This window comes from Actinoallomurus liliacearum, assembly GCF_039542035.1.
In the GTDB taxonomy this organism is placed as follows: Bacteria; Actinomycetota; Actinomycetes; order Streptosporangiales; family Streptosporangiaceae; genus Actinoallomurus; species Actinoallomurus liliacearum.
The window spans coordinates 671,045-696,814 of sequence record NZ_BAABHJ010000005.1 but is presented as its reverse complement, the minus strand read 5'-3'; the positions used below and the strand labels follow the sequence as shown (position 1 = coordinate 696,814).

At 71.0% G+C, this 25,770-nt stretch carries 30 protein-coding genes and 1 tRNA gene; 10 read left to right on the top strand and 21 right to left on the bottom strand.

Annotation, left to right across the window (positions count from 1 at the left end):
• Positions 1-111 precede the first annotated feature (111 nt).
• The 3 genes from ABD978_RS11095 to ABD978_RS11085 all read left to right on the top strand — a co-directional run bounded on the left by ABD978_RS11095 (position 112) and on the right by ABD978_RS11085 (position 2,150).
• A complete protein-coding gene (locus ABD978_RS11095) occupies positions 112-468 on the top strand; it encodes an STAS domain-containing protein (RefSeq protein ID WP_345352567.1) in 357 nt (118 codons plus the stop codon).
• Between the two features lie 181 nt (positions 469-649).
• A complete protein-coding gene (locus ABD978_RS11090) occupies positions 650-1,636 on the top strand; it encodes an alpha/beta fold hydrolase (protein WP_345352564.1) in 987 nt (328 codons plus the stop codon).
• A gap of 100 nt (positions 1,637-1,736) precedes the next feature.
• Positions 1,737-2,150 (top strand): nuclear transport factor 2 family protein, encoded by a 414-nt coding sequence (locus ABD978_RS11085; protein WP_345352561.1) that lies wholly within the window; start codon positions 1,737-1,739, stop codon positions 2,148-2,150.
• Between the two features lie 245 nt (positions 2,151-2,395).
• On the opposite strand, the gene ABD978_RS43835 is transcribed toward ABD978_RS11085, so the two are convergent.
• Complete coding sequence (locus ABD978_RS43835; RefSeq protein WP_425550707.1) at positions 2,396-2,782, bottom strand: pentapeptide repeat-containing protein; 387 nt, start codon at positions 2,780-2,782, stop codon at positions 2,396-2,398.
• A 143-nt stretch (positions 2,783-2,925) separates the two neighbouring features.
• On the bottom strand, positions 2,926-4,317 hold the full coding sequence (locus tag ABD978_RS11075; RefSeq protein ID WP_345352555.1) for a serine/threonine-protein kinase: 1,392 nt from the start codon (positions 4,315-4,317) through the stop codon (positions 2,926-2,928).
• A gap of 256 nt (positions 4,318-4,573) precedes the next feature.
• Between ABD978_RS11075 and ABD978_RS11070 the strand changes: the two genes are divergently transcribed.
• Complete coding sequence (locus tag ABD978_RS11070) at positions 4,574-4,696, top strand: hypothetical protein (protein ID WP_345352552.1); 123 nt, start codon at positions 4,574-4,576, stop codon at positions 4,694-4,696.
• A gap of 148 nt (positions 4,697-4,844) precedes the next feature.
• Here the strand turns inward: ABD978_RS11070 and ABD978_RS11065 are convergent, their stop codons facing one another.
• The 3 genes from ABD978_RS11065 to ABD978_RS11055 all read right to left on the bottom strand — a co-directional run bounded on the left by ABD978_RS11065 (position 4,845) and on the right by ABD978_RS11055 (position 5,560).
• Positions 4,845-5,024, bottom strand: a complete 180-nt coding sequence (locus ABD978_RS11065; RefSeq protein ID WP_345352549.1) for a hypothetical protein — start codon at positions 5,022-5,024, stop codon at positions 4,845-4,847.
• Positions 5,025-5,067: 43 nt separating this feature from the next.
• Complete coding sequence (locus ABD978_RS11060) at positions 5,068-5,214, bottom strand: hypothetical protein (RefSeq protein WP_345352546.1); 147 nt, start codon at positions 5,212-5,214, stop codon at positions 5,068-5,070.
• Positions 5,215-5,478: 264 nt separating this feature from the next.
• A tRNA-Tyr gene (locus ABD978_RS11055) sits at positions 5,479-5,560 on the bottom strand.
• Positions 5,561-6,491: 931 nt separating this feature from the next.
• Here ABD978_RS11055 and ABD978_RS11050 point away from each other — a divergent pair.
• Positions 6,492-6,983: a YajQ family cyclic di-GMP-binding protein gene (locus tag ABD978_RS11050; protein WP_345352543.1), complete on the top strand. Its 492-nt coding sequence runs from the start codon at positions 6,492-6,494 to the stop codon at positions 6,981-6,983.
• Positions 6,984-7,315: 332 nt separating this feature from the next.
• Here the strand turns inward: ABD978_RS11050 and ABD978_RS11045 are convergent, their stop codons facing one another.
• Positions 7,316-7,582 carry a helix-turn-helix domain-containing protein gene (locus ABD978_RS11045; protein WP_345352540.1) on the bottom strand — a complete coding sequence of 89 codons (267 nt, stop codon included), beginning with the start codon at positions 7,580-7,582 and terminating at the stop codon, positions 7,316-7,318.
• 36 nt (positions 7,583-7,618) lie between these two features.
• On the opposite strand from ABD978_RS11045, the gene map reads away from it, so the two are divergent.
• On the top strand, positions 7,619-8,377 hold the full coding sequence (gene map, locus ABD978_RS11040; protein WP_345352537.1) for a type I methionyl aminopeptidase: 759 nt from the start codon (positions 7,619-7,621) through the stop codon (positions 8,375-8,377).
• A gap of 31 nt (positions 8,378-8,408) precedes the next feature.
• Here the strand turns inward: map and htpX are convergent, their stop codons facing one another.
• The 7 genes from htpX to ABD978_RS11005 form a co-directional block, all read right to left on the bottom strand.
• On the bottom strand, positions 8,409-9,266 hold the full coding sequence (gene htpX, locus ABD978_RS11035) for a zinc metalloprotease HtpX (RefSeq protein WP_345352534.1): 858 nt from the start codon (positions 9,264-9,266) through the stop codon (positions 8,409-8,411).
• Positions 9,267-9,402: 136 nt separating this feature from the next.
• Complete coding sequence (locus tag ABD978_RS11030; protein ID WP_345352531.1) at positions 9,403-10,860, bottom strand: NADH-quinone oxidoreductase subunit N; 1,458 nt, start codon at positions 10,858-10,860, stop codon at positions 9,403-9,405.
• Positions 10,857-12,398: a complex I subunit 4 family protein gene (locus tag ABD978_RS11025; RefSeq protein WP_345352528.1), complete on the bottom strand. Its 1,542-nt coding sequence runs from the start codon at positions 12,396-12,398 to the stop codon at positions 10,857-10,859. Before ABD978_RS11025 ends, ABD978_RS11030 begins: the two co-directional genes overlap by 4 nt.
• 61 nt (positions 12,399-12,459) lie before the next feature.
• Positions 12,460-14,499, bottom strand: a complete 2,040-nt coding sequence (locus ABD978_RS11020) for an NADH-quinone oxidoreductase subunit 5 family protein (protein WP_345352525.1) — start codon at positions 14,497-14,499, stop codon at positions 12,460-12,462.
• Positions 14,496-14,861, bottom strand: a complete 366-nt coding sequence (gene nuoK, locus ABD978_RS11015; protein ID WP_345352522.1) for an NADH-quinone oxidoreductase subunit NuoK — start codon at positions 14,859-14,861, stop codon at positions 14,496-14,498. The genes ABD978_RS11020 and nuoK overlap by 4 nt, the downstream gene beginning before the upstream one ends.
• On the bottom strand, positions 14,861-15,520 hold the full coding sequence (locus ABD978_RS11010; protein ID WP_345352519.1) for an NADH-quinone oxidoreductase subunit J family protein: 660 nt from the start codon (positions 15,518-15,520) through the stop codon (positions 14,861-14,863). Before ABD978_RS11010 ends, nuoK begins: the two co-directional genes overlap by 1 nt.
• Positions 15,517-16,008, bottom strand: coding sequence for a NuoI/complex I 23 kDa subunit family protein (locus tag ABD978_RS11005; RefSeq protein WP_345352516.1), 492 nt, complete (start codon positions 16,006-16,008; stop codon positions 15,517-15,519). Before ABD978_RS11005 ends, ABD978_RS11010 begins: the two co-directional genes overlap by 4 nt.
• Before the next feature lie 107 nt (positions 16,009-16,115).
• Here ABD978_RS11005 and ABD978_RS11000 point away from each other — a divergent pair, with 107 nt between their 5' ends.
• Entirely contained in the window at positions 16,116-16,802 is a 687-nt protein-coding gene (locus ABD978_RS11000; RefSeq protein WP_345352513.1) for a ComEA family DNA-binding protein, read from the top strand.
• 104 nt (positions 16,803-16,906) lie between these two features.
• Here the strand turns inward: ABD978_RS11000 and ABD978_RS10995 are convergent, their stop codons facing one another.
• Complete coding sequence (locus ABD978_RS10995; RefSeq protein WP_345352510.1) at positions 16,907-17,083, bottom strand: hypothetical protein; 177 nt, start codon at positions 17,081-17,083, stop codon at positions 16,907-16,909.
• A gap of 256 nt (positions 17,084-17,339) precedes the next feature.
• On the opposite strand from ABD978_RS10995, the gene ABD978_RS10990 reads away from it, so the two are divergent.
• From ABD978_RS10990 to ABD978_RS10980, 3 genes are read left to right on the top strand one after another with little or no spacing between them, the layout of a single operon-like run.
• The gene (locus ABD978_RS10990; RefSeq protein WP_345352507.1) at positions 17,340-17,801 is read left to right on the top strand and encodes a hypothetical protein; all 462 of its coding nucleotides are present in this window, start codon (positions 17,340-17,342) and stop codon (positions 17,799-17,801) included.
• The gene (locus ABD978_RS10985; RefSeq protein ID WP_345352504.1) at positions 17,789-19,090 is read left to right on the top strand and encodes a sensor histidine kinase; all 1,302 of its coding nucleotides are present in this window, start codon (positions 17,789-17,791) and stop codon (positions 19,088-19,090) included. The genes ABD978_RS10990 and ABD978_RS10985 overlap by 13 nt, the downstream gene beginning before the upstream one ends.
• 11 nt (positions 19,091-19,101) lie before the next feature.
• Positions 19,102-19,740: a LuxR C-terminal-related transcriptional regulator gene (locus tag ABD978_RS10980; RefSeq protein ID WP_345352501.1), complete on the top strand. Its 639-nt coding sequence runs from the start codon at positions 19,102-19,104 to the stop codon at positions 19,738-19,740.
• On the opposite strand, the gene ABD978_RS10975 is transcribed toward ABD978_RS10980, so the two are convergent.
• From ABD978_RS10975 to ABD978_RS10945, 7 genes are all read right to left on the bottom strand, one after another.
• A complete protein-coding gene (locus ABD978_RS10975) occupies positions 19,725-20,309 on the bottom strand; it encodes a TetR/AcrR family transcriptional regulator (RefSeq protein WP_345352498.1) in 585 nt (194 codons plus the stop codon). The genes ABD978_RS10980 and ABD978_RS10975 overlap by 16 nt on opposite strands.
• A 16-nt stretch (positions 20,310-20,325) precedes the next feature.
• On the bottom strand, positions 20,326-21,195 hold the full coding sequence (locus ABD978_RS10970) for an alpha/beta fold hydrolase (RefSeq protein WP_345352495.1): 870 nt from the start codon (positions 21,193-21,195) through the stop codon (positions 20,326-20,328).
• Between the two features lie 99 nt (positions 21,196-21,294).
• Entirely contained in the window at positions 21,295-22,260 is a 966-nt protein-coding gene (nuoH, locus tag ABD978_RS10965) for an NADH-quinone oxidoreductase subunit NuoH (RefSeq protein ID WP_345352492.1), read from the bottom strand.
• Positions 22,253-22,921 carry an NADH-quinone oxidoreductase subunit C gene (locus ABD978_RS10960; RefSeq protein WP_345352489.1) on the bottom strand — a complete coding sequence of 223 codons (669 nt, stop codon included), beginning with the start codon at positions 22,919-22,921 and terminating at the stop codon, positions 22,253-22,255. Before ABD978_RS10960 ends, nuoH begins: the two co-directional genes overlap by 8 nt.
• Positions 22,911-24,200 carry an NADH-quinone oxidoreductase subunit NuoB gene (gene nuoB, locus ABD978_RS43830; RefSeq protein ID WP_425550692.1) on the bottom strand — a complete coding sequence of 430 codons (1,290 nt, stop codon included), beginning with the start codon at positions 24,198-24,200 and terminating at the stop codon, positions 22,911-22,913. Before nuoB ends, ABD978_RS10960 begins: the two co-directional genes overlap by 11 nt.
• Before the next feature lie 277 nt (positions 24,201-24,477).
• Positions 24,478-24,849 (bottom strand): NADH-quinone oxidoreductase subunit A, encoded by a 372-nt coding sequence (locus ABD978_RS10950; protein ID WP_345352486.1) that lies wholly within the window; start codon positions 24,847-24,849, stop codon positions 24,478-24,480.
• A 322-nt stretch (positions 24,850-25,171) separates the two neighbouring features.
• On the bottom strand, positions 25,172-25,747 hold the full coding sequence (locus tag ABD978_RS10945; protein ID WP_345352483.1) for a TetR/AcrR family transcriptional regulator: 576 nt from the start codon (positions 25,745-25,747) through the stop codon (positions 25,172-25,174).
• Positions 25,748-25,770 lie beyond the last annotated feature (23 nt).

Sequence of the window (25,770 nt, the reverse complement as noted above, 5' to 3'; positions counted from 1 at the left end):
CTCTTCCGGTCGCGCGCCACGCGGCGACCGACCCCGACTCCTGACTCACGTTTACCGAATATTATTTCATGAAGACTTGACCCTTGCTGCGGGCGGGTGGACGCTCAAAAGGTGCTGACACAGCCTGCTCCTCGGCCGACACCGGCCGGGGACCCGATCGGCACCACCGTCGTGATCACCATCAGCGTCGTGGGTGATCAGGTGAACGTCGTCCTGACCGGTGAGATCGACGCGACCAACGCCGCCCGGCTGCGCACGGCCCTGTTCACCCACCTCGGCGACGGCCGCTCTCAGGTGGTCCTCGACATCAGCGCCCTGACCTTCATCGACTGCTCCGGCCTGGCCGTCATACGGAAGGCCGCCGCGTACGCCGAGACCCTCGGCGGGTCCGTCCGGTTGACCGGCGCACCACACCCCCGCGTCCACCGGATCCTGCGACTGACCAGGACCGCCGCACCGATCACCTAGTCGCACGTACGCCGCGAACCGTCGCGCGCTCCCGTTGCGCCGTACGCGCCGGCTCCCGTCCGTACGCAAGCGGATCGGGCGATTTGCCGAACCGGCAACAGAACGCGCGGCAGCTACACCGGTCGCCGGATGATTCAGCCGACGCACTTACTCGGCGAGCATCGAAACCCTGGGGGAACCAATGCCGCAGTCCGTACCGGTCACCGACCTCACGCACCGTCTCGTCCCGACCACCGCCGGCCGCATCCACCTGGTGGAGCAGGGCTCCGGGCCGCTGGTGCTGCTGGTCCACGGGTTCCCCGAGACGTCGTACTCCTGGCGCCACCAGTTGCCGGCACTGGCCGCGGCAGGCTACAGGGCCGTCGCCGTCGACGTACGGGGCTACGGCCGCTCCTCCAAGCCTGAGGACGTGGCCGCGTACCGGATGCTGGAACTGGTCGAGGACAACGTCGCCGTGGTGCGCGCGCTGGGAGAGCGCACGGCGGTGATCGTCGGCCACGACTGGGGCGCGACCATCGCCGCCGACTCCGCCCTCCTGAGGCCCGACGTCTTCCGCGCGGTCGGCCTGCTGAGCGTGCCGTACGCCCCGCGCGGCGGACCACGGCCGGGCGAGATCTTCGCGCACATGGGCGGGGACGAGGAGTTCTACGTCCGCTACTTCCAGGAGCCCGGCCGGGCCGAGGCCGAGATCGAACCGGACGTCCGCGGTTGGCTCGCCGGCTTCTACGCCGCGCTGTCCGCCGACACCATGCCGGCCGCCGGCGCCCCGGACCCGCACTTCGTCTCCCCGGGCGGGACACTGCGCGACCGGTTCCCCGCCGGCCGGCTACCCGCCTGGCTCGGCGAGGCCGACCTCGACGTGTACGCCGCCGAGTTCGAGCGGACCGGCATGAGAGGGGCGCTCAACCGCTACCGGAACATGGACCGGGACTGGGAGGACCTCGTCGACCTCGACGGCGCCCCCATCACCCAGCCGTCCCTGTTCATCGGCGGCGCGCTGGACGCCTCCACCACCTGGATGGCCGACGCCATCGAGGCCTACCCCGTCACCCTGCCCGGCCTGGTCTCCTCGCACCTCATCGACGGCTGCGGCCACTGGATCCAGCAGGAGCGCCGTACGGAGGTCAACGAGATCCTCACCCGCTGGCTCGCCACCCTGCCCGCCTAGGATCGCCCGCCCGCCCGAGCGCTGACCGCAGATAAACGTTGCTCAGGGTGATGGCGGAGAGCCGCCAGTCCCTACGCCCGCGCCCAGCTAGCGTCACGGCATGTCACAGCAGAGCCGCACCATCGTCCAGGACGCATGGAAGGCGTTCGCCAGTCACGACGCCGACCGAATTGCTGCGGTCTTTACCGACGACGCTGAGTGGCTTGCGCCACCAGAGAACGCTACCGCCGTCGCGCTGGGGGGCTCCAGCCATCTGGTCGGCAAGAAGGCGATCGTGCGCTTCCTCGCCGAGGACTTCTCCCGTTTCTTCGTGCGAGACGTCACCGTCACCTTCCACGGGTTCTACGCCGACGGCGAGCGCGTGATCGTAGAGGAGACCATGACGGCGACTCTGGCCAACGGCAACCACTACGCCAACGACTACTGCTTCGTCTTCGAGCTCCGGGACGGCCTGATCCACCGGGTCCGCGAATACATGGACACGGCCCGCGGGCACCGCATGGTCTTTGGCTAGCTCCGCGCCCTGCGCACGGCTTCCCCGGCCTGGTCATCCCGTCTGTCTTCGTCCCACCCTCAGGGGAGCGGACCAGGCCCCAGGGGTGAAGGTGGAGCTCCCAGCGGAAGACCGCCCTTCGCCCCTGGGGCCTGGACTGCTCGGCTTGTCCTGGGACGAAGGCGGGCGGGATGACCAGGCCTCCACCTCAACCACCAACCCACCTGTGCCCGGTGTGGCTCCCATCCCGGAGCCGGAAGCGCCTCCTATCCGCCCCACCCGATGACGCGGTCAACTTGGAGATCGCGAAGACGGGCATTGGCGAAATTCGCGCCGGTGGCGTCGGTCAGACCATAGGGATGGCTGCCGGTGTTGACGTATCCGAGGAGACCTCCTGTGAGGTCGGCGTCACGCAAATCAGCGTCGCGAAGATCACAACCGGCAAGACTCGTGCCCCTCAACGACGCCCCTCGGAGGTCAGCGCCCCGGAAGTCGCACATCTTGAAGAAGCACCCATCGAGGGTCGCGTGGCGAAGGTCGGCACCGACAAACGAGCAGCGGGCGAACCTCAGTTGCTGTGTCCGTACCGACGCGAGATCTTCGCCATCGAAGACGTGCCGGTCTACGGCTGCAAAGTGAGGCTCCGCCGCCACACGCGTGCCAGATAGGCCGGTGATCAAGGGGGACTCGCGGGGAACAAGGGATCATGAAACGTAGGCTAAGCCGACGGATTTACAGAGAGTCGGCGATTCCGCCTACGATCCCCGGTCGTCACCGCCTCAGCCGGAATCGAACGTTATCGGATCCGCGTTTTGCCAGGAGCAAATTCACGGAAGGCTTCACGCAGCATTTCAAGGTTTACATCAATACGTCGAACCACCGCCTCCCTGCCCAACTTTTTATGTATATGCGCGGCCGGCTTGGAAGTGATGGTCAACACGCTCGCAGGTGAATCACTTTTACTTTCGGACGCGACGACAACGTCGATCACATTCGACCACTTCACCCTAAAATCATGACCCCCAAAAAAGTACTCAACGTCACTGAATCCCCAATGCGGAAACTCGATGCCTTCCCGCGAAATAATCAACTTGCCGCCGAACGGAGTTACCAGCACCCCAATTGTAACCGGCAGTAGTAGGAACACTGCCCAGCACACCACCAAAGCACTTTCGGGCCTACCGAACGCGCAGTAGGCGACCCCTGCGGTTACCACCACGAACGCAACCAAAATATTCGCAATGACCATATGGGCGGGAGGGCGGACATGGAAGGTCAGTTTTTCCGGAGAGTCCGGACCACTAATCTTATTGCGGTCGGTGATCGTGTCGTCAGATGACCCGCGGTCCTCGGACTCGTCCCGCTCCGGTGATGGCACGCTGGTAAGTGAGGTGAGGAGGCCGCCTGTTTCTTTGGTGGTGAGCCGTTCGGACGGGGTTTTGCGGAGAAGACCGTTCAGGACGGGGGCGAGGGCACCGGCATGGGCGGGCGGGGTGGGGTCTTGGGTGGCGATGGCCGCGAAGACCGCTCCGTCTGTGGGGCCAGTGAATGGCGGGTGGCCCTCGACGGCGGCGTACAGGGTCGCGCCCAGCGACCACAGGTCCGACTCGGGACCGGGGCTGCCGGCCACCTGCTCGGGTGACATGTACACGGGCGTGCCCAGGATCGCTCCGGTCCGGGTGAGGGTGACATCTCCCTCCAGCGCGGCGATGCCGAAGTCGGTCAGCACGACCCGATCGCCTTCGAGGAGCACGTTGGCGGGTTTGATGTCGCGGTGGATGACGCCCTGGGCATGGGCGACCGACACCGCCTCCAGCATCCGCAGCCCGATGGCGGCCACACGACGCACTGGCAGCCGGTCGTGTCGCTTCAGCTCATCGGCCAAGGATCCGCCGTGGATGAGTTCCATCACGATCCATGGGCGGCCGTCCTCCACTACCCGGTCGTACACGGTCACGATGCCGGGGTGTTTCAACCGGGCGGCGGCGCGCGCCTCCCGCTCCATTCGGGCGTACCAGCGGTGGCGCTCCTCCTCCCCGACCCACTCAGGCAGCCGCAGCTCTTTGACGGCGACCTCACGATCCAGGCCGGTGTCGAACGCTCGCCAGACCACTCCCATCCCGCCATGCCCGATCGGCTCCACGAACCGGTACCGACCCGCCAGCAACCACCCGTCCGCTCCCACCATGGGCCGAACATAACGCGACCGTCGGGCGCAGACGAGAGCATCCAACCGATCAATAGACACGAATGTCTGTAAGAAGCCTGCGGTCGAGTGCCGAGTTCGCCGATGTCCCGACTTGACCGTGCGCAACGTCGGGCGGCGGGACCTGTCGACCGCGTAGCGGCTGGGACTTGACGCATCAGGGCTGTGATCTTGCGCGGCGCGGGAGAGCGACGGATCCGGTGATGGCCAGTCCACCAGGGCTACGACCGTTTACGGCATGACAACGCGCGAGGGCCTCTATCGCTGGGCCCTCTCGGTGCTTCCCGACCACGTACAGGGCGACGGTACCCACATCCTGTTCTACCTCGGGGAACCCAGCCAGAGCGGCAACGCGGCGTGAACCTGGACATACGTCCTGACGCATGCCGCTGAGCAACAAGGCAAGGGGCCCGGCGACTTCACGCCAAGCCCTTCTCCTAACCGGGCTGAAGGCGACCTTCAACGGCGCCTATGGCCATCCAGATACTTCAGAGCCCCCGCGTCGCGTCTCAGCGATTCGGGGGCTCTGGTGTCGTTGGCGGCGGCCGGATCCAGTCGTCGCCGAGGTAGTGGTGTCCTGGCTTGGGGTGCGGCAGGAAGTCCTGGTGGGAGATGTTCCAGGCGTAGGCGCCGGCCATGGAGAACGCCACCACATCACCGATGGCAAAGCGGGGCGAGATCGTCGGCACCCCAGTCACATGATCACGGCAGCGCGGCCTAGACGTTTGAGAGCTACGTGCCGTATATCTCCGGGAACTCGCCCATGATCGCTGCCACCGTCCGCTCGGGCGTCATTCCCGTGCCGTCGACGGCGGCGTAGCGGTAGCCGTCCCGATTGGCGGCGATCGTCGTGTCGACCGTGTCGACTTGATCCACCATGTCGCGCCACTCCGGCGCCAACAAGCGGATCAGCGACGCGCTCGGCGAGGGATCTGATCGACCCTGTCGGGGCTCCGGTTCACGCCGGAGCCCTTCGCCGTTTCCCGGGGTCTACCTGCGGAGACACGCCCGGATGCATTCCGCGTATATTCCGGGAGCTGTGGCAAACGGCTGCATCCGGTGGCCGATGGCCGCCTGGGACGATCAAGAAACGAAACGGCCCCCGACCGCATCTCTGCTGGTCAGGGGCCGTTCTACCTACTGTGGCGGGTCCAGGGTTCGAACCTGGGTAGGCTAAGCCGACGGATTTACAGTCCGCTCCCATTGGCCACTCGGGCAACCCGCCGGGTAAGCCGCCGTAGCGACGCTCTGAAGGATAGCGGACTCTGGGCCCAAGGGTGACATCGGTTTCGGTCGCTGGGGCACCGGCGTCGGTGGCTGCGAAGCGGGCGGGGCCTCACCAGGCCGCATCAGGCGACGTGATCATGGAATGACCGTGTTGGTCGAGGAGCGAGGATCGACGGCGCATGATCCAGTCGGTGATCCGCCAGACCTTCGGGGCGGGCGGAACCCCGCCGGGCCGCTGGTCCGACTGCGGACGAGGGCGGCGCTGCCGTGGCGGGCGTGGCCACGGCCGCCTGCGGGTACGCGTGGTGCTCGGCCACGATGCGTTCGACGGACCCGCCGGAGAACCGGCGGATCGTCGACGTCAGTACCGCTATCCAGGAGGAAGGGGTCAAGATGGTCGAGCCCGAGCTCTGCACCCAGGTCGGCGGGGCCTCCTCCACCACCGCCCGGCCTCCTCCTATGGCGACCACGAGTCGGCCGGGCGGCGTTTCTCCCGCCGGCGGCGCAGGGGGACCGGCGCCTGCGGCCGGTCCCGGTCGAAGCCGCCCGGCGTGCGAATACCCGGGCCATCGCAATGCGCCGTAACCCGATCAAAGGGCGGCCACCATCACCGGACCGCCAAGAAAAGGCCGTTATCGCCGTCGCGCGCTGAATACCGGTCATAGCCGGGCACGAGCCGGTCATCGGCACGCCCGAACTCGGCGCGGACTACCTCCCCAACCGCCACGGCCCCGAACGCGTGACCGCACGCCTCATCGCCGAGCTCCGAACCATCGGCCACCAGGTCACTTTTGCCCCGGCCGCCCGACGCTCCGGCTCCCGCCGAACCTCGGATCACCGGCCGGGGCCCGCTGCCGCACGTCCGGCTGAGGAACCTTCACGGACTAGGCTCTGGAGAGAGATCGTCGTTATCCGTGAGGACATGAACCGTGGCTTCGGAAAGCTCATTCGACATCGTGTCAAAGCTCGACCGGCAGGAGGTGGACAACGCTCTGAACCAGGCCGCCAAGGAGATCGCCAACCGGTTCGACTTCCGCAACGTCGACGCGGGGATCCGGTGGTCCGGCGAGACCATCGAGGCTCAGGCCAACAGCGAGGAGCGGGCCAACGCCGTCCTCGACGTCTTCAAGGAGAAGCTGGTCAAGCGCGGCGTTTCCCTGAAGTCGATCGACGCGGGCGAGCCGAAGGCGTCCGGGAAGCTCTACAAGCTCACCATCGGGCTGAAGGAGGGCATCTCCCAGGAGGACGCCAAGAAGATCGGCAAGATCGTCCGGGACGAGGGCCCGAAGGGTGTGCGGGCGCAGATCCAGGGTGACGAGCTTCGGGTCAGCTCGAAGAAGAAGGACGACCTGCAGACGGTGATCACCCTGCTCAAGGGCAAGGATCTGGACGTCGCCCTGCAGTTCACCAACTACCGCTGACGACGAAGACGTCGGCCTGGCGAGTCGCCGTCCCCGGCGGCTTCTAGGCGCTGCCGCCATGCGCCCGGGCCTCTTTCCCGGGCCCGGGCCGGGGCGGGCCCGTTCCGATCGCACCGCCTCAAGACGTTATGGCCATCCCGGCTCGGGCGAGCCGGGGCCGAGCGAAACGCTCGGCGAAGGGGCCGCACGCGGTGGGCATAGTGCGGCAAATCGCTCGGGAGTGGGGACGACCGCCGAGCGTCGTGTACGGACCCGACGCCTGAGGCCCCCGCCCCACCCATCCGCCCGAAAATCACCCTCGGCGCCGCCGTACGACCCGAGACGGGCTCGGCTCAGCCGGCGAGGCGGGAGCGGTCCTCGGAGGTCAGGCGGCGGGCGAGGTCGGTCAGGTCCAGGTCGAGCGCCTGGGCGAGGGCGGCGACGGTGAAGAAGGTGGGGGCCGCGATGGCGCCGCGTTCGATCTTGCGGAGGGTGTCGAGGGAGATGCCGGCCTCGGCGGCGACGGACGCCGCGCTGCGCGGGCCGCGGGCGGCGCGCAGCACCTGGCCGAGGGCCCGGCCGCGGTCGCGCTGGTCTTCGGTCAGCGGGGTTCGCACCATGCGCAGGATTATATGGCTGGTATTAAAATCTACGGCATGGTGACACTGAGAAGTCAGGCCGAGATCGAGCGGATGCGTGCGGCGGGCCAGGTGGTCGGGAAGACGCTGCGCAGGGTGACCGACGCGGTCCGGCCGGGCGTCAGCCTCGCGGAGCTGGACGCCATCGCGGTCGCCTGTCTCAAGGAGCACGGGGCGCGGTCGTCGTTCCTGGACTACCACCCCTCCTGGGCTCCCATGCCGTACCCGGGAGTGCTGTGCCTGTCAGTGGACGACGTGATCGTGCACGGCCTTCCGGATGGGCGCGTCCTCGAGGCCGGGGAGATCCTGTCGATCGACTTCGGCGCGGAGGTTGACGGCTACCACGGTGACGCGGCGGTGACGGTGCCCGTCGGCGAGGTCGACGACGAGGCCCGGCGGCTGATGGAGACCACCCGGGCGGCGCTGACGGCCGCGATCGAGGCCGCCGTGCCCGGTGGGCGAATGGGCGACGTGGGCTACGCCGTGGAGACGATCGCCGGGCCGTACGGGCTGCTGGACGGGTACGGCGGCCACGGGGTCGGGACGGCCATGCACGAGGACCCGCACGTTCCCAACCGGGGGCGGCCGGGGCGCGGCCTGCGGCTGCGGGAGGGTCTGGTCATCGCGATCGAACCGATGCTGATCGAGAGCGGCGTCTGCGAGGGTCGTACGCTCGCCGACGGCTGGTCGGTCGCGACGGTCGACGGCAGCCGGGCCGCGCACTTCGAGCACACCATCGCGATCACCGCGGACGGCCCGCTGGTCCTGACGGCCTGACCCCCGGCCGACGCCGGACGGTCGGCGCCCGTCACCTCCGGTAGCCGGCCATCTCCTCGAGGCGGGCGATGCGCTGGGCGGTCGGGGGGTGGGTCGAGAACAGGCGGACGACGCCCTCCCCCCGGAACGGGTTGGCGATCATGAGGTGGCTCACCGCGGTCAGGCGGCCGTCCTCCGGAAGCGGCAGTCGCCGCGTGCCGCCCTCGATCTTGCGGAGGGCGGAGGCCAGGGCGAGCGGATCGCCGCTGAGCTGGGCGCCCGAGGCGTCGGCCTGGAACTCGCGGGTGCGGCTGATGGCCAGCTGCACGATCGTGGCCGCGATGGGGCCGAGAACCATCATCAGCAGCGCGCCGAGCACGCCGGGACCGTCCTCGTCGTCGGAGTTGCCCAGGGGGATGAACCAGGCGAGGTTCGCCACCCAGGTGACGACGGCGGCGAGGGCTCCCGCCACCGAGGAGATCAGGATGTCGCGGTTGTAGACGTGCGACAGCTCGTGCGCGAGGACCGCCCGCAGTTCCCGCTCGTCCAGGAGCTGGAGGATGCCCGTCGTGCAGCAGACCGCGGCGTTGCGCGGGTTGCGGCCGGTGGCGAAGGCGTTCGGCGCGATCGTGGGCGAGATGTACAGGCGCGGCATGGGCTGCCGGGCGCCGGTCGACAGCTCCCGGACGATGCGGTACATCGCGGGCTGCTCGACCTCGCTCACCGGCCGGGCGCGCATGGCCGACAGGGCGATGCGATCGCTGAGGAAATAGGCGACGCCGTTCGTGATCAGTGCGATCACCAGGGCGATCGTCAGACCGGCACGGCCGCCCAGCGCGCCTCCGATGAGGAGGATCAGCGCCGACATGACCCCCAGCAGGGCGGCCGTCTTGACACCGTTGAAACGCAACTGCGGCACCTCCCCTTGTCCCCGTTAGATCAACGGGCTGACCTGGAGGGATGTTCCCTGTCAGGGCCTGTCTCGAAGTCCCCGCCGGTAGCGGGCGGTGTCCAGGTGGTGCCTCGCGAGGCGGAGGAGGGAGGCCCTAGGGGACGGCGAGCGCGGCCGCGTGCAGGACGAGTTCAGGGGCCACGGAGACGGCGACGGCCCCGGCCAGGGCCACCGCGATCGCGAGGCCGCCCGCGCGGCCGACCCGTACGCGCCTGGCCTTTCCGACGGCGAAGAGCCGCGTGGCCCAGGTCAGGTAGTAGTACAGGCCGAGGACGGTGTTCACCGCCATGATCACGGCGAGCCAGGTCGCGGCGCCGCCGACCGCCGCGCGGAAGACCACGACCTTGGCGAGCAGCCCCATGACGCCCGGGGGAAGGCCGGCCAGGCAGAGGAGGAAGAACGCGAGCGCGAAGCCGCTGCCCGGGTTGACGCGGGCGAGGCCCCGGTAGGACTCCAGGTCGCGGATGCCGCGCCGGGCGGCGACCGTGACGACCGCGAACGCCCCGATGTTCATGATCGCGTACATGGCGACGTACGCCGCCGTGGCCGTCATCCACTCGTGCGGGCGGACATGCGCTCCCCCGGCCATCGGGGCCAGGATGTAGCCGCTCTGGGCGACCGAGGACCACGCCAGCAGCCGTACGGCGTCGGTCTGGCGGAGCGCGAGGAGGTTGCCGAGCGTCATGGTCGCCGCGGCCAGCACGCCCATCAGCGGGCCCCACGTGTCGCCGTACGGCCAGAAGCCGACGGTCAGCACGAGGGTCAGCCCGGCGAACCCGCCGGCCTTCGACACGACGGACAGGAAGGCCGCGACCGGCAGCGGAGAGCCCTGGTAGACGTCCGGCGCCCAGAAGTGGAAGGGCACCGCGGCGATCTTGAAGCCGAACCCGGCGACGGTCAGGACGATGCCCGCGGCCGCCACGGGCCGCAGGTCGCCGTGGACGTGCGCCAGCCCGGCGGCCACCCGGTCGAGGTGCATCGCGCCGGTGACGCCGTACACGAGGCTGATCCCGAACAGCGTCACCGCCGACGACACGACCGACACGAGGAACAGCTTGAGCGCCGCCTCGGACGCCGTCCCGTCGTACCTTCGCAGCGCGACCAGCGCGAACACCGGAAGCGACAGCGTCTCCAACGCGACGACCAGCGTGATCAGGTCCCGGCCCGCCGCCAGCAGCAGCGCCCCGAGAATCGCGGCGAGCAGCAGGAAGTGGTACTCCCCCACCGGCAGCGCGGACCGCCGCATCTCGCCGTGCGACAGCAGCACCACCACGATGGCCGCCAGCAGCACCACCGCCTGGAACAGCACGGTGAAGTCGTCGGCGGCGTACGAGCAGGAGACGTGCTCGCCGGGCCGGACGGCGGCCGCGCAGAACGTCGACCGCCCATGCCCGAACGGCAGCGCCACCGCGGCCGCGACCAGCGGCACGACGGTGAGCCCGCCGACGGCCTTCGCCGGCGCGCCGAACGCGTCGGCCAGCAGCACGACGACGGACGCCACCGCGACGATCAGGACCGGGAGGACCGCCAGGTAGTCGATCGACTGGATCATCGTCCCCCCAGGAGCAGGCGTACGGCCCCGTCGGTGAGGTCGAGGAGCGTCTTCGGCCACAGCCCGATGAACAGCGTCGCGGTGATCAGCGGGGTCCAGGCCAGCAGTTCGTGCGACCGCACGTCGGCGAACCGCGCCGTGCGCCAGTGCTCGGCCACCGGACCGTGGGTGACCCTGGACAGCAGCCGCAGGAAGTACGCCGCGGTGAGGACCGCGCCGAGCCCGCCGACGGCCATGAAGGTGATGAACGTCGGCCTCGGCAGCCCCGCGTGCGGCTCGTACGCGCCGAGCAGGGCGAGCATCTCACCCCAGAAACCGGCCAGGCCGGGCAGTCCCATGCTGGCCACCGCCGCGAACGTGAGGATGGACGCGAGGTACGGGGCCTTGGCGAGCATGCCGCCACCAAGGGCGTCCAGGTCGCCGGTGCCGTACCGCTCCTTCACCGCCCCGGCCAGGAAGAACAGCAGGCCGGTGATGAGGCCGTGCGCGATGTTGCCGAACAGCGCGGCGTTCAGCCCGACGGGTGTGAGCGTCGCGATGCCCAGCAGCACGAAGCCCATGTGCCCGATCGACGAGTAGGCGATCATGCGTTTGAGCTCGCGCTGCGCGAGGCAGGCCAGCGCGCCGTACACGATCCCGATGACGGCGAGGAGACCGAGCCAGGGCGCCCAGACCTTCGCGCCCTCCGGCGCCATCGGCACGGCGATGCGGACGAAGCCGTACGTGCCCATCTTCAGCAGCACCCCGGCCAGCAGCACCGAGCCGACGGTGGGCGCCTCGGTGTGGGCGTCCGGCAGCCAGGTGTGCAGGGGCCACATGGGCGTCTTGACCGCGAAGCCGAGGGCGAGCAGCCCGAACGCCGCGACCTGCAGGCCGTGCGACAGGCCGGCGCCGTGCCGGGCGGTGAGGGCGGTCATGTCGAAGGTGTGGGCGTTCACCGCGACGATGAGGATGCCGACGAGCAGGAGGCCGGAGCCGAGCAGCGTGTAGAGGATGAACTTGTTCGCCGCCGCCCGGGCCCGCGGTGCCGCGTCCTTGCCGCCCGAGCCGCCCCAGTCGGCGATCACGAAGTACATCGGGATCAGGACGACCTCGAAGAACACGAAGAACAGCAGGAGATCCAGCGCGACGAACGTGCCGAGCATCCCGACCTCGAGCAGCAGGACCAGCCCGATCAGCGCCTGCGGCGACCCGTCCCGCGACTCGGCCGGGGCCGGCAGCACCCGGGCGGTGTAGATCATGCACAGGAACGTCAGCGTCGCCGTCAGCACGACGAGCGGCAGCGAGATGCCGTCGACGCCCAGGTGGAAGCGGAGCCCGATGGACTTCGCCCAGGGAACGTCCACGCCGAGCTGCGCGCCGCGCCGGCCGTAGTCGAAGGCGGCCGCCGCCACGACCGCCAGCACCAGCGTCACGCCGGACACGACCAGGCCGTACAGCCTCGCCAGGCGGGTGACCCGGCGCGGGCTTCCTGGCAGGGGGGCCAGCATCCCCAGCGCGCCGAGGAGAGGCACCGCGAGCATCGCCGCGAGGATCATGTCGACACCGCCCGCTTCGCCGTGCGGATCGATGTCGGCACCACCCGCTTCGCCGCGAGGATCATGTCAGCACCACCACCGCGACCACGATGAGCACCACTCCCGCGAAGAGCCCGGAGACGTACGCCTGCGCGTTGCCGTTCTCGGTGACCCGCAGCAGGCCGCCGAGCCGCCGCGCGCCCCGGCCGGAGCCCTCGACACCGGCGTCGACGACGCGTTCGTCGGCGTGGACGACGAGCCGGGCCAGGGCCCGCACCGGCCGTACGATCGCCACGTCGTACACCGTGTCCACGTAGAAGGCCGCCCGCAGCACCGGCCGCAGCGGGCCGAGCAGGCGGACCGGGTCCAGGGCCGGGTCGTTGTTCCAGACGAGGTACACGCCGCCCGCCCCGGCGGCGGCGCACAGCAGCGAGATCACCGCCATGCCCCACTCGGGCCGGAGCCGGTCGCTGAACGGCCCGACCAGGCCGAGGAGCAGCGACGGCACGGCGAGGACCGCGACCGGCCAGCGCATCAGCGGCGTCGCCTCCCGCGCCCGGAACGCCGACCGCCGCTCCCCGAAGAACGTCACCAGCCAGGTCCGCGTGGCGTACGCGGCGGTGACCACGGCGGTCAGGAGCCCGGTGACGAGCACCAGCCACGCCACCCAGGACGGGATGGCCGGCGGGGCCCCGTGCAGGGCCTGCCGCAGCGCGTAGGAGTATCCCTCGGTGACCCCACGTGCGTGCGAGTCTGCTGGGATCATGCGCCGTACCGGCATGTAGATGGCGTCATGGCGGGACGGCGAGCCCGCGAGGTGCGTCGCCTTCCAGGCCTGGGACAGGATCGTGTCCTTGCTGAAGAAGCCGCTGGCTGGCGGGATCCCGGCCAGCGCCGCGAAGCCGACCGTCATCGACCAGAACGTCACCGGCATGGCCAGGCGCAGGCCGCCCATCGCGCTCATCAGGTTGGAGCCGGCCGTGACGATCACGCAGCCCGCGCCGAGGAACAGCAGCGCCTTGAACGCCCCGTGCGCCAGCAGGTGGAACATCGCGCCGTCCCGCGTGCCGACCGCCAGACCGGCCGCCATGTACGCGAGCTGGCTGATGGTGGAGTAGGCCAGCACCCGCTTGAGATCGTCCTGGGCGAGCGCGGCGAGCGCGGCGCCCAGCATGGAGATCGCGGCGATGACGCCGAGGACCGCCAGCGACGTGGGCGCGAACCAGAACGCCGGGTAGAGCCGGGCGACGACGTACACGCCCGCCGCGACCATCGTCGCGGCGTGGATCAGGGCGCTGATCGGCGTCGGGCCGGCCATGGCGTCCGGCAGCCAGGTGTGCAGCGGGAACTGCGCGCTCTTGCCCGCGACGCCGCACAGCAGCAGGAGCGTGCCGGCCAGCAGTGCGGTGTGCGACATGTACGGGAGCGACCCGAGGATGACCCGGATCTGGAACGAGTGCGCCGCCAGGCCCAGCACGAAGATGCCGAACAGGAACCCCACGTCGCCGAGCCGGGTGACGAGGAACGCCTTCACGGCGGCGCGCGAGGTCGCCCGGTCGTGCCAGTAGTGCCCGATGAGGAAATACGAGCAGATGCCCATGACCTCCCACCCGACGTACAGCACGAGCAGGTCGCCGGACAGGACCACGAGCAGCATCGCCGCGGTGAACAGCGACACGAACGCGGCGTAGGAGGAGTAGCGCGGGTCGTCGCGCATGTAGGCGACGGAGTAGATCTGCACCGCGAGCGCCACGCAGCAGACCAGGAACGCGACCACGGAGGCGAGCCCGTCGACCTGCAGGGACAGCGCGATCCACGCCGTCCCCGTCGGGACCCGGGTCAGCGTGCCGACGTGCGACGCGGGGTTCCGCGCCTGGGCCACGGTCAGCACGGCGGTGAGCACGGTGGACGCGGCGACGGGCACGACGGCGATCAGCGCCGGGCCGTTCGCGGGCATCCGCCGCGCCAGCACCAGCGCGCCGCGCCGCGTCGTGCCCGGCGACGAGGTCCGCAACCGACGGGCCAGCGGGGACAGCAGATGCGAGACGGTGTGCCCGAACAGCATGCCGACCAGGGCGGCCGCGAACGGGAGCACGACCGCGACGGCCGCCACGACGATCACCGGCGCACCCCTTCGTCGTCGGTCATGGCGCCGACGTCGAGGTCGGGTTCCCGGTCGCCCTCGGCGAGGGTACGGAGCCGGTCGACGTCGACCGTACGGCGGTTGCGGTAGATCAGCAGCACCAGCGCCAGGCCGATGCCCACCTCGGCGGCCGCCAGCACGATGACGAACAGCGCCAGCACCTGACCGCCGTGCAGCCGGTCGGCCCACCGCATGTCGAAGACGACGAGGTTCAGGTTGACCGCGTTGAGCATGAGCTCGACGGACATCAGCACGAGGATGGCGTTGCGCCGGGCGAGCACGCCGTACACGCCGACGGCGAAGAGCAGCGCCGCGATCACCACCGGGTAGACGAGATGCATCAGATCTCCTCGTCCACGCGGGACAGCACGATGGTGTCCTCATCGTCGGGAGCGGGCCGCCGCTTCGCCGCGCCGAGCCGCCGCGCCACCGCGCCCCGGGGCGCGGCGGGCCGGCGTCGGGGCTCCGGGTCCTCCTCGGGCTCCGGCCCGGCACCGCGGATGTCGGTACGGGACAGCACGATCGCGCCGATCAGCGCGGCCAGCAGCAGCACCGACAGCGCCTCGAACGGCAGCACCCACGTCTGGAACAGGCTCCCGCCGAGCGTGTGCGACGAGCCGCTACCCACCCGGTCCTTGATCGGCACGTACGCCGAACGGAACCCGCGGACGAGCGTCGTCACCAGGACGCCCGCGGTCGCCACCGCGACGACGAGGGCGACGATCCGGTTGCCCGAGTCCAGGTCCTCCGAACGCCCGATCGGGGCGCGCGTCAGCATGATCCCGAACAGCAGGAGCACGACGACCGCGCCGACGTAGATCAGCACCTGCACCCAGGCGACGAACTCCGCCGTCAGCATGAGGTACGAACCGGCCAGCGCGCCGAACGACACGACCAGCCACAGCGCGGCGTGCACGAGTTGCCGCGTCGCGACCACGAGCACGCCGGCGCCCACGGCGACCACTCCGAGCAGCACCATGACGACGTCCGCCGCGGTCACCTCGGCTTCAGCTCCTTGGGCGGCTCGGCGCCGGGGTCGTGCGCGGGCGGCGGCGGCACCGTCCACATCCACTCGCGGAGCCGGTCCCGCTCGTGCGTCAGCTCGTTGATGTCGTACTCGGCGTACTCGAACTCCGGGGACCAGAACAGCGCGTCGAACGGGCAGACCTCGATGCAGATGCCGCAGTACATGCACAGCGCGAAGTCGATGGCGAACCGGTCGAGGACGTTGCGCGTCCGCGCCCGGCGGCCCTCCGGGGCGGGCATCGTCTCCTTGTGCGAGTCGATGTAGATGCACCAGTCGGGGCACTCACGGGCGCAGAGCATGCAGACGGTGCAGTTCTCCTCGAACAGCGCGATCACGCCACGACTGCGCGGCGGCAGGTCGGGCTGCACCTCGGGGTACTGCCGCGTGATCGACCGGCGCGTCATCGTGCGCAGCGTCACCGCGAGCCCCTTCGCCAGGCCAGTTCCGGGAAGCCGTGCCACGGGTCACCATGATTACGTATCGGGAGCGTCTTTCCGAATCGACCGTATACCCATCGTGCCGAACCGGGGTGCGGCGCTTCGGCGGTCCTCCGGCTTACCATCGGCCCATGACGCGGTCGCCGATGCCCCCGCCCGGACGAGGGCCGTCGCGGCTTCCGCCGCGCCCTCCCTCGGACGGGCTGGGCTGGGCGGCGGTCCCGCTCGTCACCGTCGGCCTCGGCTCGCCGGTCTCGTTCCTGTACGCGGCGGTCCGGCGCCGGTCGGCGGGGATGGCGGTGGCCGCCGCGGGGTACGCGGCGGCGCTCACGGCGGCGTACGAGGCGATCGAGGCGCAGGGCGACCGGCCGCACACCGTCGGCATGCTCCTGCTGCTGGGCACCTGGCTCGTCAGCACCATGCACGCCCTCGGCGCCCGCCAGCGCCTCTACCCGCCCGCCGACCCCAGCGACCAGCGGAACCGCCGGGTCGTGGAGGCGGCGCGGTACCGCCGGACGCTCCGCGCGGAGGCCCGCCGGATCGCGCTGGAGGACCGCGGGCTGGCGCACGAGCTGCGCATCGGCCGACCCGACTTCGACCCGCGCGCGTACGACGACGGCGGGCTGATCGACGTGAACCACGCCCCGCCCCAGGCGCTGCGCCTGCTGCCGGGCGTGACACCGGAGATCGCCGACCGGATCGTCCGCTGCCGGGCCGAGCACGGCGCGTTCATCTCGGCCGAGGAGCTGGCGCTGCAGGCCGACCTGCCACCCCGGATCGTCCCCGACCTCGCCGAGTACGGCCTCTTCCTCACCTGACGCCGGGGCCCACGGGGCACGCGGCCACGCCGACAGTGACCGTACGGTCGGCCGAAGGAAGGGGGCGGGAGGGGTAGCCCCTCCCGCCCCCGGCTCGGCTGCGCCTACGCGGTGTAGCCCTTGTTGATCTTCTTCGGCCGGGGCGCCAGGAGATTGCGGCCCGTGCTCTTGGCCCTGTCTCCGAGCGTCTTCCGGTAGGCCGGCGTGCCGTCGCTGTTCTGGGGACAAGCACCTCGCCAGTGCTCGTCCATCTCGTTGCCGCAGGTGTCGCACCTGGCCATTTCGTTGCCTCCTGTTGTGTCGCCGCCCATGCCTTCCCGTGGGCGGGGTCAGGGACTCGCATCGTTGTGATCGCGAGACCGATGAAGACCGTCCGGGATCGGCCCGGCACGGCAGCCATGGCGTCGACGTCCGCATGCGGCCAGCCCTGGGTGGGGTAAACCGAACCCCCGGGTTCCGTACTGCCACGATCGCCCGGTGACCTGCTCGAACGCGAGCATTGAGGCACGACATCGCCGCTCGACCGAGGAGACCTCGATGACCGTGCTGACCTCCGGATCCCCGACGGCCGCCTGGTGGCGGGCGCCCTTCACCGCCGAGCCCTGGCGGCGCACCGCCTACGTCCTGCTGGCGCCGGCCGTGGCGCTGCCGGCGGTCGCCGATGGCGGGCGGCTGCAGCGCCGGCTGGCGGGCGCGCTCCTCGGCCGCGGCGTCCGGGTCACCCGGCTGCGCGGGATCGCCGCCCTGCCGCTCGCCCTCGCCGGCATCGTGATCACCGGCTACGGGTGGTCGCTCGTGGTCCTCAACCTGGCCTACCCGGTACGTTGGCTGATCGGTATGGGCGGATCGTACGAGCACGCGTGGGGCGGCCCCACGTTCGCCGGAGTGTGGGCGTTCCACGCGGTCTTCGGCGGGCTGCCGTTCCTGTACCTCATGCCGTGGATCCTGCGCGGGCTGACCGCGCTGCACGTCCGGATTCTGGGGCGATGGAACGGATGACCCTCGGCGCGGCACTCCGGCCGGTGGCCGCCGCACGGGCGGCCTTCGGGTGGCGGGCGGCGGCCGAGCTGCTGTACGCCGTGCTCGGCGTGCCGGCGGCCGTCCTCGGATTCGGCTACGCGGTGGTGACGCTCGCGCTCGGCGCGGGCCTGGCCGTCACCGCCGTCGGCATCCCCCTGCTCGCCGTGGCCCTGATCGGCGCCCGGCGGTTCGGCGGCCTGCACCGCGCACTGGCCGGGCGCCTCCTCGGGGAGCGCGTACGGCCGCCCGCGCCGCACCGTCCCGGCACCGGTCTCTACGGCCGGGTCCAGGCCGTGCTGAGCGACGCCGCCGGCTGGCGGGCGATGGCGTACCTCCTCGTGCGGCCTCCCCTCGCCCTGCTCCATCTCTACGTCATCCTGTTCACGTGGGGATGGGGCGTCGTCGCGCTCACCTATCCGCTGCAGCGCGCGTTCGGCTGGAACGACGTGACGACCCGCGACGAGCGCGGGATGATCCGGCACGGCTTCGTGGTCGGCGCCTTCCACCTCGACACCTGGCCCCGCGCGCTGCTCGTCTCGGCCGTCGGCGCGGTCCTGCTGTTCGTCGCGCCGCGCGCGGTGCACGCGGTCGTGCTGCTGGACCGGATCCTGATCCGGCGGCTGCTCGGCGACTCCTCCGCCGCCGCGCGCATCCGCACGCTGGAGGAGACCCGGGCGCGCGCGGTCGACGACGCCGCCGCGACGCTCCGCCGCATCGAGCGGGACCTGCACGACGGCGCGCAGGCCCGGCTGGTCGCGCTGACCATGCAGCTCACCCTGCTGCGGGAGACGGCGCCGAAGGGGCCGGTACGGGACCTCGCCACCGCCGCCCAGGCGACGGCGCGGGAGGCCGTCACCGAACTGCGCGAGCTCGTCCGCGGCATCCACCCGCCGGTCCTGGACAGCGGGCTGGACGCCGCCCTGGCCACCCTCGTGGCGGGCGCCGGCCTGCCCGTCGAGCTGCGCGCCGACATCCCCGTACGGCCGACGGCGGCGATCGAGTCGATCGCGTACTTCTGCGCGGCGGAGCTGCTGACCAACGTCATCAAGCACAGCGGCGCCACCCGTGCCGAGATCGAGGTGGTCCAGCACGAGGATCGCCTGCGGCTGCGCGTACGGGACGACGGCTCGGGCGGCGCGGTCGTCGGCGCGGGTTCGGGCCTGCCCGGCCTCGCCGAGCGGATCCGGCCGGTCGACGGCCTCCTGGAGGTCGTCAGTCCTCCCGGTGGTCCTACCGTGATCACCGTCGAACTCCCTTCTCAGGCGTGAGGACCCGCCCCATGCGCATCGTGATCGCCGACGACGCCGTCATCCTCCGGGAGGGGCTGGCCCAGTTGCTGGCCGTACGTGGCCACGAGGTGGTCGCGGGGGTGGGAGACGCCATGGCGTTGCGGGAGGCGGTCGCCGAACACCGCCCGGACGTCGCCGTCATCGACGTCCGGATGCCGCCGACGCACACGGACGAGGGGCTGCGGGCGGCGATCGACCTGCGCCGTGACCACCCGCGTACGGGGATCCTGCTGTTCTCCCAGTACGTCGAGACGCGGTTCGCCGCCGACCTCCTCGCCCGGTCGCCCGGGGGCGTCGGTTATCTGCTCAAGGAGCGCGTCGCCGACCTGGACGACTTCGTCGACGCGCTGCGGCGGGTCGCGGCGGGCGGGACCGCGCTGGACCCCGAGGTCGTGGCCCAGCTGCTGGGCGCCCGTCACCAGGGCGTCGGCGCGCTGACGCCGCGGGAGCGGGAGGTGCTGGCCCTGATGGCCGAGGGCCGGGCGAACGCGGCGATCGCCAAGACCCTCGTCGTCTCCGACCGGGCGGTGGAGAAGCACATCGCCAACATCTTCACCAAGCTCGGCCTGGCGCCGTCCGGCGACGACCACCGGCGGGTGCTGGCGGTCCTGCACTACCTCAGGTCCTGAACCGCCGCCTCGCTCGTGAGGCCGCGGTCGATGAAGCCGATCATCCAGTCGAAGCTCTCGTCGGCGTCGCCGCTCCACTGGAAACCGCCGGCCGCCTGGAGCGCGGCGAACCCGTGGAAGAGACACCGCAGCGTGCGCTGGGCGTGCACCATCTCACCGTCCTCGACGCCGTACCCGCGCAGGATCGCGGCCATCGACTCGAGCACCCGGGCGCTCGCGTCGTAGAGCTCGTCGCCGGGCCCGGTGACCTCGGCGCCGATCGTCGCGGTGTAGCGGCCGGGGTGGGCGGTGACGTACGCGGCGAACGCCCGGGCGAAGCCCCCCAGCGCGTCCGAGCCGGCCTTGCCCTGGATGGCGGCCCGTACGGCCTCGCCGAGCTCGGTCATCGCGAGGGTGGCGACCCGGCGTCGCAGGTCGTCCAGGCCGTCGACGTGCTTGTACAGGGACGGCGTGCGGACGCCGAGCCGCTGGGCCAGCGCGCCCATCGCCAGGTCCTGGTAGCCGACCTCGTCGGCCAGCTCGGCGCCGGCCCGCACGACGTCGGCCGGGGTCAGTCTGCCTCGTGGCATGGTCGCTCCTTCTCGGTCAGGCGGCCGTGTGCTGCTTGAGGAACGGCACCATGACCGCGGCGACCTTCTCGGGGAACTGCGCGTGCGGGTAGTGCCCGGCGCCCTCGATCATCGCCACGGTGCCGCGCCCGGCGGACATCGCGGCGACGACGCCGTCCGCCTCGGCCTTCGGGTCGGCCCAGTCGGGGTCGAGCGTGCCCATGACGACCAGGGCCGGGCAGGTGATGTTCGGGAGCTGCGCGCCGGCGTCGGTCGGCTTGGACTGCCCCATCTTGCGCACGGCCGTCATGCGGTCCTTGTCGCTCAGGCTCGCGCGGATCGCGCCGACCTGGTCGGCGAAGTCGGCGGGCTTCGTGCCGGGGTAGGCGTGGTCGAGGTAGCGGGTCCATGCCTCCACGCTGCCGAACAGCCCCGTCCTCAGCAGCAGGGCCAGGCCCTTGCGGTAGCGCCCGATCCGCAGGAACCCGCCGAGGTCGAGCTTCTGCGCCCGGGTGAAGGGGGCGATCTCGACGACGGCGCCGACGAGCTCGGGCTCCTGGGCGGCCGCGATGGTGGCGGCCCCGCCGGCGAAGGAGTGGCCGACGACGACCGCCGGCCCGCCCAGGTGCCGGATCAGCGCGAGCAGGTCCCCGGCCGTGTCCGTGCGGGTGTAGCAGGCCCAGCCGGTGCTGGACTCGCCGTGCCCGCGCAGGTCGGTGCTCGCCACCCGGAATCCGGCCGCGACGAGCCGGGATGCGAGGTGGCGGTAGGCGCTGCGCAGGATGCCCATGCCGGGTGCCAGCACGACCAGCGGCCCCTCACCGGCCACCTCGTACGCGATCCGTCCGCCGTCGACGCTCAGGAACTCGGTCATCGTCATCTCCTCGTGGCTAATGCTCATAGCCATGAAGCTAATGCTGTTAACCAACTGCCGTCAAGCGGCCCCGGCAGGGAAAAGGAACGCCCGCCCACGATCGTGGGCGGGCGTGGGGTCGACCGGCCGGACTCAGCCGATGGCGATCTTGATGACGCCGGTGAGGGCCAGCTGGACGAGGGCGAGCGGGACCAGCCCGGCCCAGGCGAGCTTCTGCAGCTGGTCCTCGCGCAGCCGTGGGTAGCTCACCCGCAGCCAGATCACGACGAACGACAGCACGAACACCTTGATCAGCGTCCACAGCCAGCCGAGCTCGTGGTCGAGCGCCGGTCCCTTCCAGCCGCCGAGGAACAGCACGGTCGTCAGCGCGGCCAGCACCACGATCCCGGCGTACTCCGCCAGCAGGAAGAGGGCGAACCGCAACCCGGCGTACTCGGTGTACGGGCCGAAGATGATCTCGGAGTCGGCGACCGGCATGTCGAACGGAGGACGGCGCAGCTCGGCCAGGCCAGCGATGAAGAAGACCACCCCGCCGATCACCTGCCAGGGCAGCCACCACCACCGCCACTGGTCGACGATCGTGGTGAGGTTCAGGCTGCCCGCCGCCATCGCCACCGACGACGCGGCCAGCACCATCGGCAGCTCGTACGACAGCAGCTGCGCGGCGACCCGCATGCCGCCGAGCAGGCTGTACTTGTTCGCGCTGGCCCAGCCGGCCATGATCGCGCCCAGCACGCCGACGCCGATCATCGCCAGCGCGAAGAACAGCCCGGCGTCCATCGACACGGCCACCTGACCGCTCGGCCCGACCGGCACCACGACCAGCACGACGAGGTACGGGATCAGCGCGACCGCCGGCGCGAGCGAGAAGACCCGCCGGTCGGCGGCGGCCGGGATCACGTCCTCCTTCTGGGCGAACTTCACCCCATCCGCGACCAGCTGCGCCCAGCCGTGGAACGCCCCCGCGTACATCGGCCCGAGGCGGCCCTGCATATGGGCCATGACCTTGTGCTCGGCCTGCCCGACCAGCAGCGGCAGCACGGCGAACGCGCCGACGACCAGCAGCAGCTTGACGATGACGACCAGGACGTCAGACATCGCCGCCCTCCGGGTCGATGCCGCGCGCCCGGCGACGCGGCGGCTGCTCCCCGGGAGCCTCGGCCGCACCGGGGCGTGCACCCCGGCGCGCCTCCGCGCCGGCGCCCTGCCGGGCGGCGGGACCCCAGTCCTGGGGTACGCCGGGCGGCAGCATCCGGCGGCGGCTCGGCGCTCCGTGCCCGGACTCGCCGGGCTCCTTCGCGCCCGGCCAGGGCTTGGCCACCCGCGCCGCCAGCACGAACTCCTTGCGCAGCGGATGCCCTTCGAACCCGTCCGGCAGCAGCAGCGGCTGCAGGTCCGGATGCCCGTCGAAGATCACGCCGAACATCTCATGCGTCTCCCGCTCGTGCCAGTTCGCGCCACGGTAGATCGCGGTCGCGCTCACCAGGCGCGGGTCCTCGCGCGGCACCGTCGTACGGATCAGCAGGTGGTGTTTCTGCTCGAGCGAGTGAAGGTGCGTCACGATCACGAACCCGCGCTCCAGCTCGTCGACGGCGGTGAGCCAGTCGAAGAAGCCGCAGTCCAGTTCGTCGCGCGCGAACGTCAGCGCCTCCTCCCACAGCTCCGGCGGCACGTCGACGGTCAGCAGGCCGAAGGACTCCTCGGCCCGCACGTCGTCACCGAACCGGCGCGCCCACGACACCGCCAGCTCAATCGTCATCGCTCAGCCCCGGGATGATCGTGTGGTCGGTGTCACCCTGCACGGGTGGCGGCTCGGCGAACTTCCGCAACCGGCCGCTCAACCGCCGCGCCTTTCTCTTCGCCCCGGCCTGCGACTCCCGCGCCTCCCCCGCGCGCCCGGCATCGTCCGGCGCCGCGGCCGGCTCGGTTCCGGCGTCCTCGTCGACCGCGGGCGGCACCTCGGTGGGCTCGTCCGGCCCCTTGGAGGACGGCCGCTCCCGGCCCGGCCCCGTCTCGGGCACCGTGGGCAGCACCTCGGTCGGCTCATCGTGCCCCCTTGAAGCCGACCGCTCCGCGCCCGGCCCCGCCTCAGGCACCGTGGGCAGCTCCTCGGTCGGGCTTTCCGCGACGCCCGGCTCGTCCGGCAGCGGCAGGTCCTTCGTCGTCTCGGAGTCCAGCGGGGACGAATCCTGGATCGTGCCGGAGTCCACTGTCGGGAGTTCCTGGGTCTCCGCGGCGGCGGACGGCGACTCGCCGGAAGCGGGGAGCTCGGGAACGGGTAGGTCCTGCGTCTCGACGCTGTCCCCGGTGCCGGCCCGGTCCTCTTCCGGCGCCGGGACGACCGGTGGCGGAAGCTCCTGCGTCCTGGTCGACGCGACGTCCTCGCCCAGCGCGGGGAAACTCTGCGTGGGCTGCTCGGCAGCCTCGATCTCCTCCGGCTCGGGCACGGGCGGCAGCACGAGCGGGCGGCGCAGGACGGCGGGCGTGGGCGGCCGGCGTACGACCGGCGGTGGCGGCGCGACGGCCTCACCGTCCCCGGTGTACCGCTCGCCGAGCGACTCGGCGGCGATCTTCTCCTGCAGCTTGAGGATGCCGTGCAGGAGCGCCTCCGGCCGGGGCGGACAGCCCGGAACGTACACGTCGACGGGGATGATCTGGTCGACGCCCTTCGTCACGCAGTACGAGTCCCAGTAGGGGCCGCCACAGTTGGAGCAGGCGCCGAAGGAGATGACGTACTTCGGCTCGGGCATCTGCTCGTACAGCCGCTTCACGGCCGGCGCCATCTTGTCGCTGACCGTGCCGGAGACCACCATCAGGTCGGCCTGCCGCGGCCCCGGCGCGAAGGGGATGACGCCCAGCCTGATGAAGTCGTGCCGGGACATCGACGTCGCGATGAACTCGATGGCGCAGCAGGCCAGGCCGAAGTTGAACACCCACAGGGAGTACCGCCGCCCCCAGTTGAGCACGAACTTGATCGGCTTCGGGGCGAGCCGGGAGGCGGGCCCGATACGCGGCTCGGGGAGATCGACGGCACCCATGCCCCCATTCTTACGCGTCCTCGCACCGCACCGGCGACAAGGTGGATGACGGCGGGACCCTTGGGGCACAGTTGTCACAGATCGGTCATAGTGTGCAACCGACAGCGTAGTCGATCAATCACGTTGCGTACATCGACCCCCATGTCGACCGAGAGCGGCTCGTATCGGCACCCGAACGCCTGGCCGGCGGGGCGAAAGGCCGGGTCACGCTGCCGTTCCCGGTGGAGTTCGACCCGGCTGAGTTGCTGCCGCAGGACGACTGACCATGGTCGGCGGCTCAGACCCAGCCCAGGACGCCCTTCTTCCAGGCGTACGCGAGGCCGGCGGCGATGAAGGCGAGGAAGACGAACATCTCGCCGAGCGTCACGTAGCCGTATCCCTTGGCGGAGAAGACCGTCGCCCAGGGGAACAGGAACACCGCGTCGACCGCGAACACGACGTACAGGTAGGCGAAGACGTAGTAGCGGACGTACGACTGCGCCCAGCCCTCACCGACGGGGTCGACACCGCACTCGTACGTCGTGAGCTTCTCCGGGGTGGGCCGGTGCGGGCGCAATGCCCGGTTGGCCAGGAACGCGCCGCCCACGATCGCACCGCCGATCACGAACAGCACGACGACCGTCAGGTAAGTCCCGTAATAGCCGTGCACGAACCTCAGCGTAATCGGATCATCCGCTGCGGACGACCTCACCCGCCCGCCACGCGACATGCGCCCGGCTCCCAGGCGGAGGAAGGCGAGCGGAGTGCTCGGCCATCGCGGGCACAGGCCGAGGCAGGCACGGCCCACCGCAGGCACGGCCCACCGCGGGCGCGGGCCATCGCGGGCGGTCGATGGCCGCCTCCGCCGGGGTGGGCCGGGGGCGGGCGGAACTCTCGGCGAACGGTCGGTCGCCAGGCCGACGATCCGGATCTTCCAGGCGCTTCGCTTCCCTGTCACCCGACTTCACCGAGCCTTCGGCACACTGCGGCGGTCAGTCGTCCGGAGGGACGGCGGCGAGGCCGTGCAGGCCGGCTCGGATGCGGTCCGGCGGCATCTCGCGAACGGTGACGAGATAGTCGATGACGTCGGCGCGCAGCGCGGTGAACAGGGCGTGCGCCAGGTACTCGGCGTCGTCGCCGGGGCGGGCCGCGGTGAGGCGACGGGTGAGCTCGTCGATCCAGAACCGGCTGGCGGCGTTCGCGTAGTAGGCGTGCGGACCGCGGTGTTCGAGCGCGCGGATGAGGGTTCGGTTGGCCCAGACGAAGTCGAGCAGGGCATCCAGGTAGGCGTGCAGCGCGGCGGCGGGCGGACCGCCGGGGCCGAGCGGCGGCGGGCCGGCCTCGACGGCGTCGCGCAAGGCGGTGACCCGGGGTTCGATGACCGCCTCGATCAAGGCGGTGCGGTCTCCGAATCGGCGGAACAGCGTGCCCTTGCCGACACCGGCCGCCGTGGCGATCTCGCTCATCGACACCGCCTCCGCGCCGTCGCGGTCGAAGAGAGCGGCGGCGGCCGCCAGGATCGCCTGCCGGTTACGGGCAGCGTCGGCCCGCTCGGGCTTGCCGGGCATCGATTCTCCTCCTTGCCAACCGG